Genomic DNA, 16274 nt, shown 5'->3' on the forward strand with positions numbered 1-16274 from the left:
CCGGTCAGCTGTCCTCGCCTTCGTCATCAAATTCCTCGTCCAGGTCAAACAATTCAAGAAGCGGATTTTCCTCCTCAGCTTCCGGTTCTTCCTCGGGCGGGGTCAGATCAAAGGAACATTTGTTGACAAAGACCTCGGGGTCCAGCCCCAGCTCGCGCATGTAGGCCTCATAGTCTTCCTGCGTCTCATGAGTGAAGCCCAGCTCTCTGGCCTGCTCCTCATAATCCGTGCGCGCAACCCGGTCATCCGCTGTGGCGTTCAAAAGCGGCATGTTGGCGGGTACAACCGGGATGGCGCTGATGTTGCGGTACCGGGTCAGGCCAGTTCCTGCCGGAATCAGCTTGCCGATGATGACATTCTCTTTCAAGCCCTCAAGCGGATCAATCTTGCCCTTGACGGCGGCATCGGTCAGGACACGGGTCGTCTCCTGGAAGGAAGCTGCCGACAGGAAGGATTCCGTGGCAAGAGAAGCTTTGGTGATGCCGAGCAGGACCTGCTTGCCATCAGCGGGCTGGAGGCCGTTTTCCACTGCTTCCTGGTTGGCGCGGTGATACTCGGCCATATCGACAATGCTCCCGGTGAGCAGTTGTGTGTCGCCCGGATTTTCAATTTTGAATTTTCTCAGCATCTGACGGACGATGATCTCAATATGTTTGTCATTAATCTCCACGCCATTGTTTTTGTAGACTTTCAGAACCTCGGCGATGATATATTTTTGAACGCCGCGGGCACCCTTGATCTTCATGATGTCGTGAGGGTTGACTGACCCGTCGGTGATCAGGTCGCCTTCTTCGACCACATCGCCTGTATCAACAATAAGAGGGGTCGAGATGGGGATGCTGTACTGTTTGATTTTTCCATCCTCTGAGGTGACGATGACCTCACGGCGGCGCTTTTCAGTTTCCCGGACCGTGACCGTTCCGCTCAGTTCTGTTATGACCGCCTGACCTTTCGGTTTCCTGGCCTCGAACAACTCCTCAACACGGGGCAGGCCCTGCGTGATGTCGTCACCCGAGGCGATACCTCCCGTATGGAAGGTCCTCATGGTCAGCTGGGTCCCCGGCTCGCCGATCGACTGGGCGGCCATGATGCCGACTGCCTCGCCGATCACTGTGGGGCCGCCGGTCGCAAGATTTCGGCCGTAACACTTGGCGCAGACCCCTTTATCACACTCGCAGGTTAAGTTGCTGCGGATGGGGATCCGGGTCAGGCCCAGCGCTTCAATCCTTGAAGCAGTCGAATTGCTGATCATCTCGTTTTTTTCAACCAGGACTTCGCCCGTTTCCGGGTGCAGGATGGGAAGTGCCGCATAGCGGCCTTCAATCCGGTTGGCCAGGGTCTCGACCACACGTTTGGTTTTGCCGCCGACCACGACCGGCGACACTTCAATGTAGTCGTCAGTGCCGCAATCCTCGCTGCGGATGATCACGTCCTGGGAAATGTCAACAAGGCGCCGGGTCAAATAGCCGGAGTCGGCCGTTTTGAGGGCCGTGTCAGACAGGGATTTCCGGGCGCCGTGAGACGAGATGAAGAATTCGAGAACGTTCATGCCCTCGCGAAGGTTGGATTTGATGGGAATCTCAATGGTCCGGCCTGATGTATCGGTCATGTTGCCCCGCATACCTGCCAGCTGTTTAATCTGGTCGATGTTGCCTCTGGCGCCTGACAGGGACATCATGTAGATGGGGTTGTAGGCACCGAGGCGCTCCTTCAAGGCTTCCGTGATCTCATCGGTTGTGGAACGCCAGATGCCGACAACGGTCCGGTAGCGTCCTTCCTCACTGAGCAGCCCCAGCTGGTACTGATGGTTGACATTTTCGACCCGCTCCTCCGCGGCGCGGATCAGGCTCTCCTTGACCTCGGGAACGATCATGTCGAAAATTCCGATCGAGATGCCGCCGACTGTCGCGTAATGGTAGCCCAGGGTCTTGATTTCATCCAGGACCCTGGCGGTCTCGGTAATGCCGCAGTTATGAATGGAGCGCTCAATGATCCTGGCCAGTTCTTTTTTACCGATCACAAAGTCACACTCCAGGGCCACCTGGCTGGCGTCGTCATCCCCGCGCTCAACAAAGCCGAGGGACTGCGGAATGATCCCATTGAAAATAAAGCGCCCCAAGGTCGATTCGACCAGGCCCTGATACTTCTTCCCATCCCGTTCCACCTGGCGGCGCACGCGGATCCGCTGGTTGATGGTGATCTGCTTGCTGTCGTAGGCCATCATGGCCTCATCCAGGCCGGAGAAGACCCGGAGCGGTTCATCCTGGGCGCTGTTCGGATTCGGTTTCTCGTTGGTCAGGTAATAGCAGCCGAGGACAATATCCTGGGTCGGCACGGTCACCGGCTTTCCGTCCTGGGGTTTCAGCAGGTTGTTGGAGGACAGCATGAGGAAGCGCGCCTCCGCCTGGGCTTCAGCCGAAAGCGGCACGTGGACCGGCATCTGATCACCGTCAAAGTCAGCGTTAAAAGCCGTGCAGACCAGAGGGTGAAGCTGAATGGCCCGGCCCTCGACCAGGACAGGCTCAAAGGCCTGGATGCCCAGCCGGTGGAGAGTGGGGGCCCGGTTCAGGAGAACCGGGTGATCCTTGATTACTTCGTCCAGCATGTCCCAAACCAGGTCGCCGCCCCTCTCAACTTGGCGGCGGGCCGATTTGATATTTTGGGCGTATCCGTGACGCATGATCTCCCGCATGACAAAAGGCTTGAAGAGCTCGAGAGCCATCTCTTTGGGCAGGCCGCACTGATGCAGTTTCAGTTCAGGACCGACCACGATGACCGAGCGGCCCGAATAGTCGACACGCTTTCCCAGGAGGTTCTGGCGAAAGCGGCCCTGCTTGCCCTTGAGAAGATCAGACAGGGATTTCAGGGGTCTGTTGCCGGCGCCTGTCACGGGCCGGCCGCGGCGGCCGTTATCGATCAGGGCGTCCACCGCCTCCTGAAGCATGCGCTTCTCGTTTCGGATGATGATGTTGGGCGCCCCAAGCTGCAGCAACTTGTTCAAGCGGTTGTTGCGGTTGATGACCCGCCGGTAAAGGTCGTTGAGGTCGGATGTGGCAAAACGGCCCCCGTCAAGCTCAACCATGGGTCGGAGTTCGGGCGGCAGGACGGGCAGGACATCCAGCACCATCCAGTCAGGCTGGTAGCCCGAATTTTTGAAGGCTTCCACCACCTCAAGCCGTTTGATCAGTCTCAGTTTTTTCTGGCCGCGGGCGTGGGCCAGTTCCTGCCTGAGATCTTCAGCCAGGCCTTCGACATCGATGTCGGCCAGCAGATCACGTATGGCCTCGGCGCCCATTTTTGCCACAAACGAATTGCGGCCGAACTCGACCACGGCTTCCCTGTAATCGCGCTCATTGATGATTTGCATCTTTGCGAAAGAAGTGACTCCGGGATCAATGACAATGTAAGCCGCAAAATAGATGACCTTCTCCAAGTTGCGGGGCGACATATCCAGCATGAGCCCCATGCGGCTGGGGATGCCCCGGTAGTACCAGATGTGGGTGACGGGGGCAGCCAGGCGGATGTGACCCATCCGTTCCCGCCTGACTTTTGACAGGGTCACCTCAACCCCGCATTTGTCGCAGATTATGTTGCGGTAGCGCTTGGTCTTGTACTTGCCGCAATAACATTCCCAGTCCTTGGAGGGGCCAAAGATTTTCTCGCAGAACAAGCCATCCGTTTCAGGCTTCAGTGTTCTGTAGTTGATGGTCTCCGGCTTCTTCACCTCGCCTTTGGACCAAGTCAGGATTTTTTCCGGTGACGCGAGGCCGATACCGATTGACTCAAAGTTGCCTAATTCCGACATGACTCGACCTCTCTCCATTATGCTTCAACCTCAACTTGTTCGTATTCTGCCTCCGCTTCTTCATCCGGAGCCTGGTCACTGACCACCGCCCCTTCAGAGTCAAGGACACCATCCGTGAATCCCTCTTCGCCGAAAGCCTCTTCATCCGCGTCCAGGGCGGCTTCTTCGCCAAGCAGATTGAGCAGGGTCCGGTCGGTTACCGTCTCCTCGTCTTCCACGTCACCGCTGTCGGGAATATCCATCTCCTCATTCTCCTCGGACAGGATATGGACGTCCAGTGACAGAGACTGCAGTTCCTTGACCAACACTTTAAAGGCCTCGGGAACTCCCGGTTCGGGAATATTCTCACCCTTGACGATGGCCTCATAGGTCTTGGTCCTGCCCCAGATGTCATCCGATTTGACGGTCAGGATCTCCTGGAGTGTATAGGCCGCACCGTAAGCTTCGAGCGCCCAGACCTCCATCTCACCGAACCGCTGTCCGCCAAACTGAGCCTTGCCGCCCAGGGGCTGCTGGGTAACCAGCGAGTAAGGCCCGATCGAGCGGGCGTGGATTTTGTCATCAACCAGATGGAGCAGTTTCAGGTAGTACATGATGCCGACGGTGACCCGGTTCTCGAACGCTTCCCCTGTTCTGCCGTCGTAAAGTATGGTCTTGCCGTCTGTATCCATGCCGGCTGCCTTGAAGGCCTCGACCACATCCTGTTCATCGGCCCCGTCAAAGACGGGCGTGGCAATCTTATAGCCCAGCTTGTCCGCCGCGGCACCCAGATGCAGTTCAAGCAACTGACCCACGTTCATTCGCGAGGGAACGCCGAGCGGGTTCAAAACAATGTCAAGCGGTGTGCCGTCGGGCAGGAAGGGCATGTCCTCCTCGGGGAGAATTTTCGATACAACACCCTTGTTGCCGTGCCGCCCAGCCATCTTGTCACCGACCGAGATCTTCCGCTTCTGCGCCACGTAGACCCGGACCAGCTTGGTCACGCCGTGTTTCAACTGTTCATCGTTGTCACGCGTAAAGGTCTTGATATCGACCACCACGCCTGATTCTCCGTGGGGGACCCGGACCGAGGTGTCACGGACCTCGCGGATTTTCTCACCGAAGATGGCCCGGTAAAGGCGCTCTTCGGGCGTCAGTTCTGTTTCGCCCTTGGGCGTCACTTTGCCGACCAGGATGTCACCGGCGTGAACTTCGGCGCCGATTCGGACGACACCCTCTTCATCCAGATCCCGCAGGGCATCGTCGGCCACGTTGGGAATTTCACGCGTAATTTCCTCGGGTCCCAGCTTGGTATCGCGGGCCTCGCATTCATATTCCGTGATGTGAATGGAAGTGTAGACATCGTCGCGGACCAGGCGTTCATTCAGGAGAATGGCGTCTTCAAAGTTGTAGCCTTCCCACATCATGAAACCGATCAGGACGTTGCGGCCAAGCGCCAGCTCTCCCTGATCCGTTGACGGTCCGTCAGCGATGATTTCGCCCGCCTCAATGCGATCACCCACGCTCACGAGCGGGCGCTGGTTAATGCAGGTTCCCTGATTGGACCGGTCGTATTTCTTGAGCTGATAGGTGGTGACGGCTTGATCATCAGTCCTGACGCGGATCAGGTCACCCGCCACGTGTTCGACTACGCCGCCTTTCGAGGCGATGACACAGACACCGGAATCCTTGGCAGCCCTGTACTCCATGCCTGTCCCGATAATAGGTGATTCGGTCTTGATCAGGGGAACGGCCTGGCGCTGCATGTTGGAGCCCATCAGAGCCCGGTTGGCGTCATCGTTGCCCAAGAAGGGAATCAGTGAAGTTGCGACGGAAACCAGCTGCTTGGGTGACACGTCCATCAGATCGACCCGGTCGGGGTCGAGCTCGAAGAACTCGTCGCGGAAGCGGCAGGAGATTTTTTTACCGATGAAATGGCCTTCCTCGTCAAGCGGTTCATTGGCCTGGGCGATGTAATAGCGGTCTTCCTCGTCAGCTGTCAGGTAACGGACTTCGCCGGTCACCACCCCCGCCGCTTTATCGTAGACCCGGTAAGGGGTCTCAAGAAAACCGTAGCGGTTAACCCGGGCGTAAGTGGCAAGCGAGTTGATCAGTCCGATATTGGGTCCTTCCGGCGTTTCGATGGGGCACATGCGCCCGTAATGGGAGGAATGGACGTCACGGACTTCAAAGTTGGCCCGCTCGCGCGAAAGGCCTCCCGGACCCAGCGCGGACAAACGGCGTTTATGGGTCATTTCTGCCAGCGGATTGGGCTGATCCAGAAACTGCGACAGCTGGCTGGAGCCGAAAAATTCCTTAATGGCCGCAGAGATGGGCCGGGTATTGACGATATCCTTGGGAGCGGCCGCCTTGATGTCGGGAATGGTCTGCATCCGCTCGCGGACGACACGATCCATGCGGGAGAAGCCGATTCGCATCTGGTTTTGGAGCAGTTCGCCCACCGAGCGGATCCGGCGGTTGCCCAGGTGGTCAATGTCATCACCTTCGCCGACCCCGTATTCAAGACCGATGTAGTAACTCATCACGGCCAGAATATCGTGCAGGGTCAGATGATGGGGAATTAGCTCCTGCCTGCGCGCAGCAAGCTGCTGACGCAGGAAGTCGGCAGGCTCGGCTGCCTCTGCTGCTTCCTCAACAATTTCCCGCAAGACGGGCGTGTAAACTGATTCAGTGATTCCGGCTCCGTCGTAATCAATGTTTTCAGCGATCTCGCTGCCAAAAAAGCGCGTCAGGTATTTTTTGGCTTCAACCCGCTCGTTCCCGACCACACGAAGCTGGTGTTCGAACTGGGTTACCGTATCGCCTGCCCGGTGGATTGGGTAGACATCAACCGAATTAATGCCCGCCTGCTGGATGGCTTCGGCTGCTTCCGCCGTGATAATCTCATCTGCCAGGGCCAGCACTTCGCCATCACTGGTGATAATATCCGCAGCTGCCAGATGGCCGGCCAAGCGGGAAGCAAGGGCCAATTTCTTGTTCAGCTTGTAAATTCCGACCTTGGCCAGGTCATAGCGGTTTGGCTGGAAAAAGTTGTTATGAAGCAGGGTCTGGGCTCCCTCGCGGGTATAGACCTCGCCGGGGCGCAACTTGCGGAAAAGTTCCTGCAACCCCTCATCGCTGGTCTTGCAGCCGTCCTTTTGCATGGTCATGAGCAGAGACTCTTCACTGCCCAGGACATCAATGATCTCCTCATCTGTTCCAATGCCGAGAGCGCGCAGGAGAATGGTCAAATGAAATTTGCGCTGGCGGTCAACCCTCACCCAGAGGATGCGCTTGGAGTCGGATTCGAACTCGATCCAGGCACCGCGGTTGGGAATAACCTGGGCCGTATAAAGTTCCACCTCACTCTTGTCGCGGATGATATCGAAGTAAGCACCCGGCGAGCGGACCAGCTGGCTGATGATCACCCGCTCGGCCCCGTTAATGATGAAGCTTCCTGTTTCCGTCATCAGCGGAAACTCGCCGATGAATACGTCCTGTGTCTTGATGTCATCGTTGACACGGTCATGAAGCTGAACCTTCATATAGAGTTTTGCTGCGTAATTGGAATCTCTTTCTTTGCATTCTTCAATTGAATAGGTTGGATTGTCGATGTCGAAGTCACGACCGACAAAAGAAAGTTCGATATCGCCTGAAAAGTCAGTAATGGGCGACGATTCCTGAAGGACCTCCATCAGCCCCTCTTCAACAAACCATCTGTAACTGCTTTTCTGGATTTCAAGTAAATCCGGGATATCGAGGATTTCGTCAATCTTTGAGTACGACATTCTTTGCACTCGTCCGTATTGAACGGGCTTTATCATCAGCGCTCACCTCACAAATCGAACCGGCTTGTTTCGCTCGCATCGCCTATCCGGCCTTGACGATGCTTGGTCACGTGATATAATTGCATCATCGCAGGGCTGGTGAACCACAGGTTCTGTGGTTGTTGGCACGCAAAAACAGCGCCGGCGACACATCGAACCATTCTAGCATGCTTTGATTTCCGGGTCAACAGCTTTTTTTATTTTGGGAAAGAGATTGATGTGAAAGCAAAACGGTCACCGCGGTTTATCGCGACCATCCTGATCGTGCGGGCAACACGCAGGGTCATGCGTCTGCTCCATTTAAAAGCCACCCATTTCCCCGGTCAGCTGGCCAGCCGGCTTTGTCCCGATTTTTTATCGCGGATTGAAAAACCGGGCCACATCATTGCCATCACCGGAACCAACGGCAAAACGACGGTAGCCAATCTGGTTGCCGACATGGCCGAGAAACTGGGCCTCTCTTTCGCCCACAATGCCTATGGCAGCAACATCGAGGAGGGGATCATCACTGCCCTGCTCGACGCGGCGACCCTGACAGGGCGAAAAAAACGACCACTGGCCATTTTGGAAATCGATGAGCGGGTTACGCGAATCGTCTTCAAGAGTCTGCGTCCCGACTATCTGCTTGTCACCAATCTTTTCCGTGAATCCTATCTGCGGAACGCTCACGGGGAGTTCATTTTCGATATTTTAAATGAGAGCATTCCCCCTTCAACCCAACTCATCCTGAACGCCGATGACCTCCTGTCCCAGCAGCTGGGAGAAAGCCGCCGCCACACCTCTTTCGGCATCGCGCGCCTGCCGGGTGAAGAGGCCTTTAACACCAGTCTGATCCGCGACGTCAATCTTTGTCCGCGATGCCAGGGTCCTTTGACTGACGACTTCATCCGCTACCATCATATCGGCCGATCCCGCTGCGAGGCCTGTGGCTGGAGATCCATGATCCCCGACTTTGAAGCGACCGCCGTGTCCTCCGGAACTCTCACCCTCTCGAACACCTTGGATAACAGCGAGGAGACCTATCCCTTCAAGGGGGAAAATATCCTGGAAGCTTACAATCTTTTGGCAGCCATTGCTCTGTTCAGAACCCTGGGTTATGGCCGGGAGATCATCGCCCGGATCTTGGGGGAAGTCGCCATCGGCGTAACAAGGAAAGAAATCATCCAGGCTGGGGACAAAAGGATCTACAGAATGCTGGCAAAAGGCAAGAACCCCATCGCTGTCAGCCGTGTCCTGGATGCCCTGTGCAGTCTGCCTGGCCGCAAACAATTCATCCTCCTGGTCGACACCAGCGTCAAGAAAATGTCAGAGGAGGACAACACGGCCTGGCTTTATGATACGGATCTGTCAATCCTTGCGGCGGAGGAGGTCACCCGCATAATTGTCGGCGGCCGCCGCGCGGAGGACATCCGGACCGCCCTGCTTTTTGCGGGCCTGCCGCCTGAAAAAATCAGGACCTGCCGGGACAAAAGTGAAACAGGATCCCTAGTGAAGCATTCGCAAGGTCCGGAAACACTCGCCATCCTTTATGAACTATATTCAGAGCCGGTTTCGCGCAAGGTGGCGGCCTCCTTGCAGCGGGTATTCTCGAAGGCGGCTGCGGAAAGCGGGGTCAAGCCATGAAGGTTGAAATCATTTATGGGGAACTGGCCAACCTGCTAGGAGAACACGGCAGCCAGAAGCTACTTGCACAAACCTTTGGCGAAGACCACTTGATCCGGACCTTCTATCCCGCCCTGCCGGCCTTTTTGAAGGGCGATGTCGATCTGGTTTACATGGGCCCTATGACAGAGCGGACACAAAGGCTGGTTCTTGAGCTGTGGCAGGGGCAGGCAAGCCGATTCCAGAAGGCTATTGAGGGAGGTACCGTCTTCTTCTTTGCGGGCAACGCGCTCGATCTGTTGGGGCGGACCATCCGCTATGAGGGAAAAGAGACGATTGAGGCACTGGGCCTATACCCCTTCGACACCTTCTGCCGCCGCTACGACCGGTACAACGAGGTGGTCTGTGCCAGCTTCAAGGAAATGCCGGTCATGGGTTTCCGCTCTCAGTTTACAACCCATACCGGCGACGCCGGCGCCTATCCCTTTCTCCAGGTCAATTATGGCTCAGGCATGAATCCTGACACCCCTTCCGAGGGCATACATGACAGAAATTTCTTCGCGACCGACCTCCTGGGACCCTTCCTGATCCTCAACCCTTCCTTTACCCGCTGGCTTTTCAATCTGACAGGGTTCCGGGGTCCGCTTCCTTTCGAAGAGGAGATGACGGCCGCGGCGGCCATCAGGCTGACTGATTTTTTGGAAACCTACTCCCCGAAAAGCAAGGCGTACAAACTTATTCATGCCTATTTGCGAAAAGAGAACCAAATCCTGAATCCATCCGCCCGGCTCAAAAACGAGAACACGCCCCGTTAAGGGCGCGTTCCACGTATAGGCGGCGCGATTTTTTCTCAACCCGCAGGCGTCAGCTCCGGGACTATCTCTTTTGGTTCAGCAGGCGGGCGGCCGAAAAGAGCGCTGAAAAAATCCTTCTTGCCGACAAATTTCATGCCAAAGGGATGGCGCTTGACCTCAACGTCCCTGGTCACTTCCCCCATCCACTCATTGAGGTGAATCTCTTTAAGGGATTCACGGATTCTGTCAGGCAGTTCCGGTTCATCGCCGTAACCTTCAAAATACATAATGTGATAACCATGGACGGTTTTGACAATGCCTGTATCACCCTTCTTGCGGCCATCCTCTGTGCACCAGCTTTCAAATTCGCGTACCATGGCGCCTGAAGCAACATCCCGGTAAAGACCGCCCGCCGCCTTGCTGCCTGGATCATCGCTGTGCTGGATAACCAGTTTGACGAAAGAGGCCTCGGTTCTGTCGCCGTCGAGGTATTGCTGCAAGACAGCTTCAGCCTCTTTTTTCAGCTCTCCATCCGTCTTTTCGTCGGGGTCATTCTCCGGATTGCGGATCAGGATGTGGCGGACGGAATAAGGCCTGAAATCATCGCGTGACCGGCCAATAAACTGAACCAGGGTGACAGAGTTTGTCCCCTCGATCACCTTGGCGTCACCCTCTTTGCGGCTGTCGTCCTTCAGGAAGTCCAGGACAGCGGAACTGATCCGGCCCGCAGCTTCCTTTTTGAAGACCAGGGAACCAGGATTCTCTTCAATGAATTCTGCCTCTTCGTCGTCAACGTACTTGAGAATGGCCTCTTCAAAGGTAAACTCCCCCAGGTCCCCCAGAGCCAGGTTGACTGTTTCGACCAGGTCAGCCAGGGCTTCTTTTCGCTCTTCGGCGGTCGCGTCTTCGTCAGTTTTAATCTTGAAAACGTAGGAGTAATAGGAATAGACATCAAGCTTATCCCTATGCTCCTGATAAAACTCCTCAACCTTTTCATCGGACAAGTCAGCCTCTTCGCGGATGGCTTCCTCGTAGTAGTTGATCAGCATGGAGTTTCTCAGATCACGCTCAATCAGCCGCAGGGAGGCGCCCGGGCCATAATAAAGTTTGACCAGGCTGCTGACGCTTTGCCCGTGGTTCATGGCCAGCTGGGTGAATTGTTCCTCCAGGGACCGGGCATTCCTGTCCATCTCCGCCAATTGGTTCTCATCCGGTGAAAATCCCTCCGACTCAATTTCGTTGAGGGCGCAATACATGAAAGTAATGCTGGGCAAGATCTGGTTGATGAATTCCTCACGGACGGTCGATCCGGGACCCATCTGCGATTCCTGATCCAACACCTTCTGGAACTCGTCCGTGAAGGCCAGGCCAAGCTGTTCCGAGGCTGTCATGTTGCCCATGACCATGTTGAGATCGGCTGCTGTCAATTTGCGGCTGCCAACGGTCAGGGCCGTTACGGATCTGGTCAGGATACCAGCTGATGAAACGATCCAGACCAGGAGGCCAAGGACCGCCAGGACAGCCAGAAAAGCGAGAACAACTCTCTTCCAGATTGAGTGACTCTCAATCTTCTTCTTGTGGCCGTCCGATCCTTTCATCCGGGCCAGACGTGATTTCCGTTCGGCCCTGGCAACCTGATGTTTCCAATCAGCTGACGTTTCTTTTTTAGTCATCTATCTACCTTCCTCGATCGCAGTCTGCGACACCTTGGATTTTCATTTCACGCGTAGGCAAGTGTAGCACAAAGGACCTTGATTGAGAAACCGCATCCTGGCCTTCAAGCCGGCTTGACAAGCCGGAGTTTGGCCGGAAGGTCCTCCGCCCGCTCCAGCCAGAAAGCGGGCCCGAGGCGGTCGATTTCCTCCCGGTCCATAGAGGTCCATCCGACCGCGGCAAAATGGCATCCGGCCCGCCTGGCGCTTTCAAGATCCCGCACAGTATCGCCGACATAAAGCACCTGATCGGTCCGTGAGATGCCCAGCTTTTCCATGGCAAACAGGATCGGTTCAGGGTCGGGCTTATGCCTGGCGGTGTCTTCGGCGCAGACCCTTACGTCAAACAGGGCCGAGAGGTCAAAGGCATCCAGACAGATCGCCATGCCTTCACAACGGCGCGCTGTGACGATACCGGTGAGAAAGCCGCGGCTCCGCAAACTTTCCAGCATGGGCACAATGCCTTCGAAGAGGGTGCTGTGGGAAGCCGTCCGGGGAACACTCCAGCGGATGTATTCAGCCATCAAGGTTTCTCCCTGATCACCGTAGCGGCCGAAGGTGGCCACTAGGGGTTCGCCGACGGTGGAAAGGATTTCCTCGTCGCTGGGAATCCAGCCGAGGATTTTGTTGAAGGTGTGGCGGTGTGAAGCCATGATCAGCGGTACGGTATTAATCAGTGTTCCGTCAATATCGAACAAAACCGTCGATATTTCAATTTTTCCGCGGTTTTCATTCATCACGATCCCTGCCTGCTTCTGCGTCTGCCCTTGTCACCCTGATCCGGACGATCCGGTTATCGGATATGGCCAGAACGTGAAAGGTCAGCGGGCCGTACCTCACGACAGGGCGTTCATGTTCTTCAGGAATCCGGTCCAGCAAATCGATGACGAGGCCCGCGGCCGTATCGTATTCGTCATCGTCAATGGCGACCCCTGTAATCCGGGACAAACGGTCAAGCGGATACCCCCCTTCCACCAGCCAGTTGCCCGGTGCGATCTGGATCATCTCCTGCCCCGCCTCATCGTACTCATCCTCAATGTTGCCCACGATCTGTTCGACCAGGTCTTCAATGGTCAAAAGTCCTGCCGTACCGCCGTATTCATCGATAACGATGGCCATTTGGATGTGGTTTTTTTGCATCTCCCGGAATAAATCACTGATGTTCCGGGTTTCGGGAGTAAACCAGGCGGGCCGCATGATCGAGGCCAGAGTAAAACCATCTTCCCCCCGGGTCTTTTCCCGGTAAAAGAGGAGATCCTTGACATGCAGCACACCTACGATGTTATCGACCGACCCTTCGTAGACAGGAAAGCGGGTGTAGCGGGTTTCGTATAGAAAGGACATGGTCTCCTCAATACCCGCCTCTGCCGGCAAGGCTTCAATTTCCGTCCGGTGAGTCATGACCTCGCCAGCAATCTTGTCATCAAACTCGAAGAGGTTGGCGATCAGTTCCCGGTTGTCATCTTCAATAGCCCCGACGGCGTGGCCCGCTTCCAGCATCTGTAAAAACTCTTCTTCCGTCGGCGCGGGTTCCGGAATTTCAATGTCGCGAAGATGAAGGATCTTCAGGATGACTCCGCTGATTGAATAGAGAAGAAAATCCAGTGCGGCTGCCAGCAAGATCAGCGGGGAAAGAAAATACCAGCTGTGCCTGACAAAGACAGCGGCTCTTTTCCCGCAAGCCCTTGCAGGGAGCATGAGCCCAAAAAGAAGCAGGAAGAAAAGGAAGAGGATGAAGAAAAGAGCGGTTAACCAGGCGGCCGTGGCCGGGCGCCCCACATGGGTCCATCTTGCAAGTGCGGGAATGGCAAAGGCCGTGCCGCAATAAAGATAAGCCGCCGCCACAAGAATACGGGCCATATCGATCCAGCGTTGGAAACGGGCCGGCTGCTCCAGCCAGCCATCAAGGACTGACTTCCTCCCCTCTTCCTTTGGAAGCGGCGGTCTCTCCTGCGAAAGCAGGCGGATAGCCTTCTGAAAGGCCGTGAAAAGGCCGAAGAGAAGGAGAATCAGAACCGACACAAAAAGGGCCGGGCCAGCGGCCATTTCAAGCACTTGTGCAGTTATGCGGCTTGGCATCTTCGCGGACCTCCAGCTTTCTTCCTGTGTCAGGACACGTCCAAACAAGCAGATGGGTAGAGAAAAGACCAGTCATTCCCGGGGCTGGTCTTCTTTCGAAGACCCGCAGATACCCGTTCCCTTTATCTGCGGGCCTTGGTCAATCTAATCTTCCTTTTGCGCTGCTGCCACTATCTTATCTGCGATATTCTGCGGTACCTGCTCATAACGGACAAATTCAATCAGGAACCAACCGCGCCCCTGAGTCATTGATTTCAGGTCGGTCGCGTATTTGGCAATCTCAGCGCGCGGCGCCTCCGCCTCAACAATCTGGTAGCCGGGAATGGTATCCGGGTGAATACCCAGGATACGGCCGCGCCGTTTGTTCAGGTCGCCCATGATGTCACCAAGGAAATCATCCGGAATATGAACCGAAAGCTTATCAATCGGCTCAAGCAAAACCGGGTCGGCCTGAGGAAGCCCTGCCCGATAGGCCAGACGGGCAGCCAGCTTAAAGGAGAGTTCATTGGAGTCAACCTCGTGGTAAGATCCATCAACCAGTGTCGCCTTGAGGTTGACAACCGGGTAGCCGGCCAGGACACCTTCAACGATCGCCTCTTGAAGCCCTTTTTCAACCGCGGGAAAATAGTTTTTTGGCACCGCGCCGCCAAAGACTTCCTCCGCAAATTCGAGCCCCTCTTCGGCGCCCGGTTCAAAAACAATCCAAACATCGCCATACTGCCCGTGGCCGCCTGTCTGTTTCTTGTGCCTCCCCTGCACTTTCACCTTCTTGCGGATGGTCTCGCGGTAGGCGATCCGCGGTTCGCTCAACCGCGCCTCAACGCCGAATTTCGATTTCAGCCTCGTTGAAATCACGTCCAGCTGGACCTCACCCAGGCCGGAAAGACGAAACTGGCGCGTCTCCGGATCGTTGACGATATCAAAGGTCACATCCTCGTCCTTGAGCCTGACCAGGCCTTGCATAATCTTTTCCTCATCGCCCTTGTTGACAGGGGAAATGGCCAGAGTCAGGCAGGGCACAGGCATCTCCGGAGGCCTGATCTTGACTGGCGCTCCTTTGTCCGTCAATGTGTCGAGGGTCACCGTCTCGGTAAGCTTGGCAATGGCGCCGATATCCCCGGCAATTATTTCTTCGGTTGGCAGCTGTTTTTTCCCGTTTTGGAAGTTGAGGCCGATCAGCCGTTCTTCTTTCTCCTGCCTGGCGTTATAGATAGTTCCCTCATCTTTCATGGTGCCTGAAAAAACGCGGAAAAGTGAAATGCGGCCGACAAAGGAATCGACAAAAGTTTTGAAGACAAAAGCTGCCAGGGGGCCGTCACTCTCGGAGTGCAGAAGAATTTCCTCACCGTCCTGACCAACTGCGGTTACCGGGTGGCCGTCCAGCGGAGTGGGGAAAAATTTTGTAAACAGATCAAGCGCGAATGAGACGCCCAAATTGGCCTGAGCGGACCCGGCAAAAACAGGCCGGATGGAGCCGCTGACGATTGCCTTGCGCATGCCCCTGGCTTCCTCTTCCGGCGTAAAGGGTTCGCCTTCAAAGTATTTTTCCATCAATTCTTCGTCGTTTTCCGCGATCTGCTCCTTGATCTGCTCACTGTATTCCTCAATCCTGTCTGCATATGCCTCAGGAAGCTCGATGGCTTTTGCCTCTCCCTTTTTCCCTGAAAAGGTGTAGGCCTTGCCCCCCAGGACATCAATCAGACCCGTCATGTTTTCTTTATCCATTATGGGCAGCACGAGGGGCAGCACGCGCTGTCCGTAGGCTTCGCGCAAATCATTCAATGTCTTCTCAAAATCGGCGTTGGGTTCATCCATCCGGTTGATAAAAAAAGCGACGGGAATCCCGCTGCCATCAGCATTCCGGACGGCTTTTTCGGCACCAACTGAAAGCCCGTCCTTGGCTGACATGACAATCAGGGCGATATCGCCTGCGAACATGCCAAGAATCTGCTCACCCAGGAAGTCAAAATCACCTGGCGTATCGATCAAATTGATTTTGTGGTTTTTCCATTCGCACCAGGCGACTGCGGTACTGATTGACAGGCCCCGCCGCATTTCCTCGGGGTCAAAATCGGTGACCGTATTGCCTTCGTTGGACCGGCCCATACGATCGATGACGCCTGCGTTGTAGAGAGCGGCCTCGACAAAGGCTGTTTTGCCGACGCCGCCATGACCCATCACGGTAATGTTTCGGATTTTCTCCGTCGTAAGTTTCATAGATTCCCCCTTGAGAAGTCATTTTTCCATATTATAACGTATGCAAACTCAGCCAGCCGGCCCCGTACGCGGGCGGCAAAGATCAGTCGTCAGGTTCCAGCCTGGCGGTGAAATGGCGCAGAATTTTTTCCGCGCCCCGAGTTTTACAGTTATGAGAGAGGAAAGCCCTGCGGACCTTCGTAGTCGCAGGGCTTTCGGGGGTTTTAGGGGATGCAGATAGTTGTTGTGCTATAGCTCCAGCGCGATGGATGAGAGGATC

At 55.6% G+C, this 16274-nt stretch carries 8 protein-coding genes; 2 read left to right on the forward strand and 6 right to left on the reverse strand.

Annotated features, from left to right (window positions below; translation table 11 throughout):
- Nucleotides 1–4 precede the first annotated feature (4 nt).
- Nucleotides 5–3805, reverse strand: a complete 3801-nt coding sequence (rpoC, locus tag GX839_03280; protein NLB04487.1) for a DNA-directed RNA polymerase subunit beta' — start codon at nt 3803–3805, stop codon at nt 5–7.
- A 17-nt stretch (nt 3806–3822) separates the two neighbouring features.
- Nucleotides 3823–7608 carry a DNA-directed RNA polymerase subunit beta gene (gene rpoB / locus GX839_03285; GenBank protein NLB04488.1) on the reverse strand — a complete coding sequence of 1262 codons (3786 nt, stop codon included), beginning with the start codon at nt 7606–7608 and terminating at the stop codon, nt 3823–3825.
- A gap of 222 nt (nt 7609–7830) precedes the next feature.
- Between rpoB and GX839_03290 the strand changes: the two genes are divergently transcribed.
- A complete protein-coding gene (locus tag GX839_03290) occupies nt 7831–9234 on the forward strand; it encodes a DUF1727 domain-containing protein (protein NLB04489.1) in 1404 nt (467 codons plus the stop codon).
- Complete coding sequence (locus GX839_03295) at nt 9231–10028, forward strand: hypothetical protein (GenBank protein ID NLB04490.1); 798 nt, start codon at nt 9231–9233, stop codon at nt 10026–10028. Before GX839_03290 ends, GX839_03295 begins: the two co-directional genes overlap by 4 nt.
- 35 nt (nt 10029–10063) lie before the next feature.
- Here the strand turns inward: GX839_03295 and GX839_03300 are convergent, their stop codons facing one another.
- The 4 genes from GX839_03300 to GX839_03315 form a co-directional block, all read right to left on the reverse strand.
- Entirely contained in the window at nt 10064–11680 is a 1617-nt protein-coding gene (locus tag GX839_03300) for a hypothetical protein (GenBank protein NLB04491.1), read from the reverse strand.
- Between the two features lie 104 nt (nt 11681–11784).
- Nucleotides 11785–12459 carry an HAD-IA family hydrolase gene (locus GX839_03305; protein NLB04492.1) on the reverse strand — a complete coding sequence of 225 codons (675 nt, stop codon included), beginning with the start codon at nt 12457–12459 and terminating at the stop codon, nt 11785–11787.
- On the reverse strand, nt 12449–13798 hold the full coding sequence (locus GX839_03310) for an HlyC/CorC family transporter (GenBank protein NLB04493.1): 1350 nt from the start codon (nt 13796–13798) through the stop codon (nt 12449–12451). The genes GX839_03305 and GX839_03310 overlap by 11 nt, the downstream gene beginning before the upstream one ends.
- A 144-nt stretch (nt 13799–13942) precedes the next feature.
- The gene (locus GX839_03315; protein ID NLB04494.1) at nt 13943–16015 is read right to left on the reverse strand and encodes an elongation factor G; all 2073 of its coding nucleotides are present in this window, start codon (nt 16013–16015) and stop codon (nt 13943–13945) included.
- Nucleotides 16016–16274: the final 259 nt, after the last annotated feature.

The sequence above is a fragment of the Fastidiosipila sp. genome, from assembly GCA_012511175.1.
Lineage (GTDB): Bacteria > Bacillota > Clostridia > Saccharofermentanales > DTU023 > UBA4923.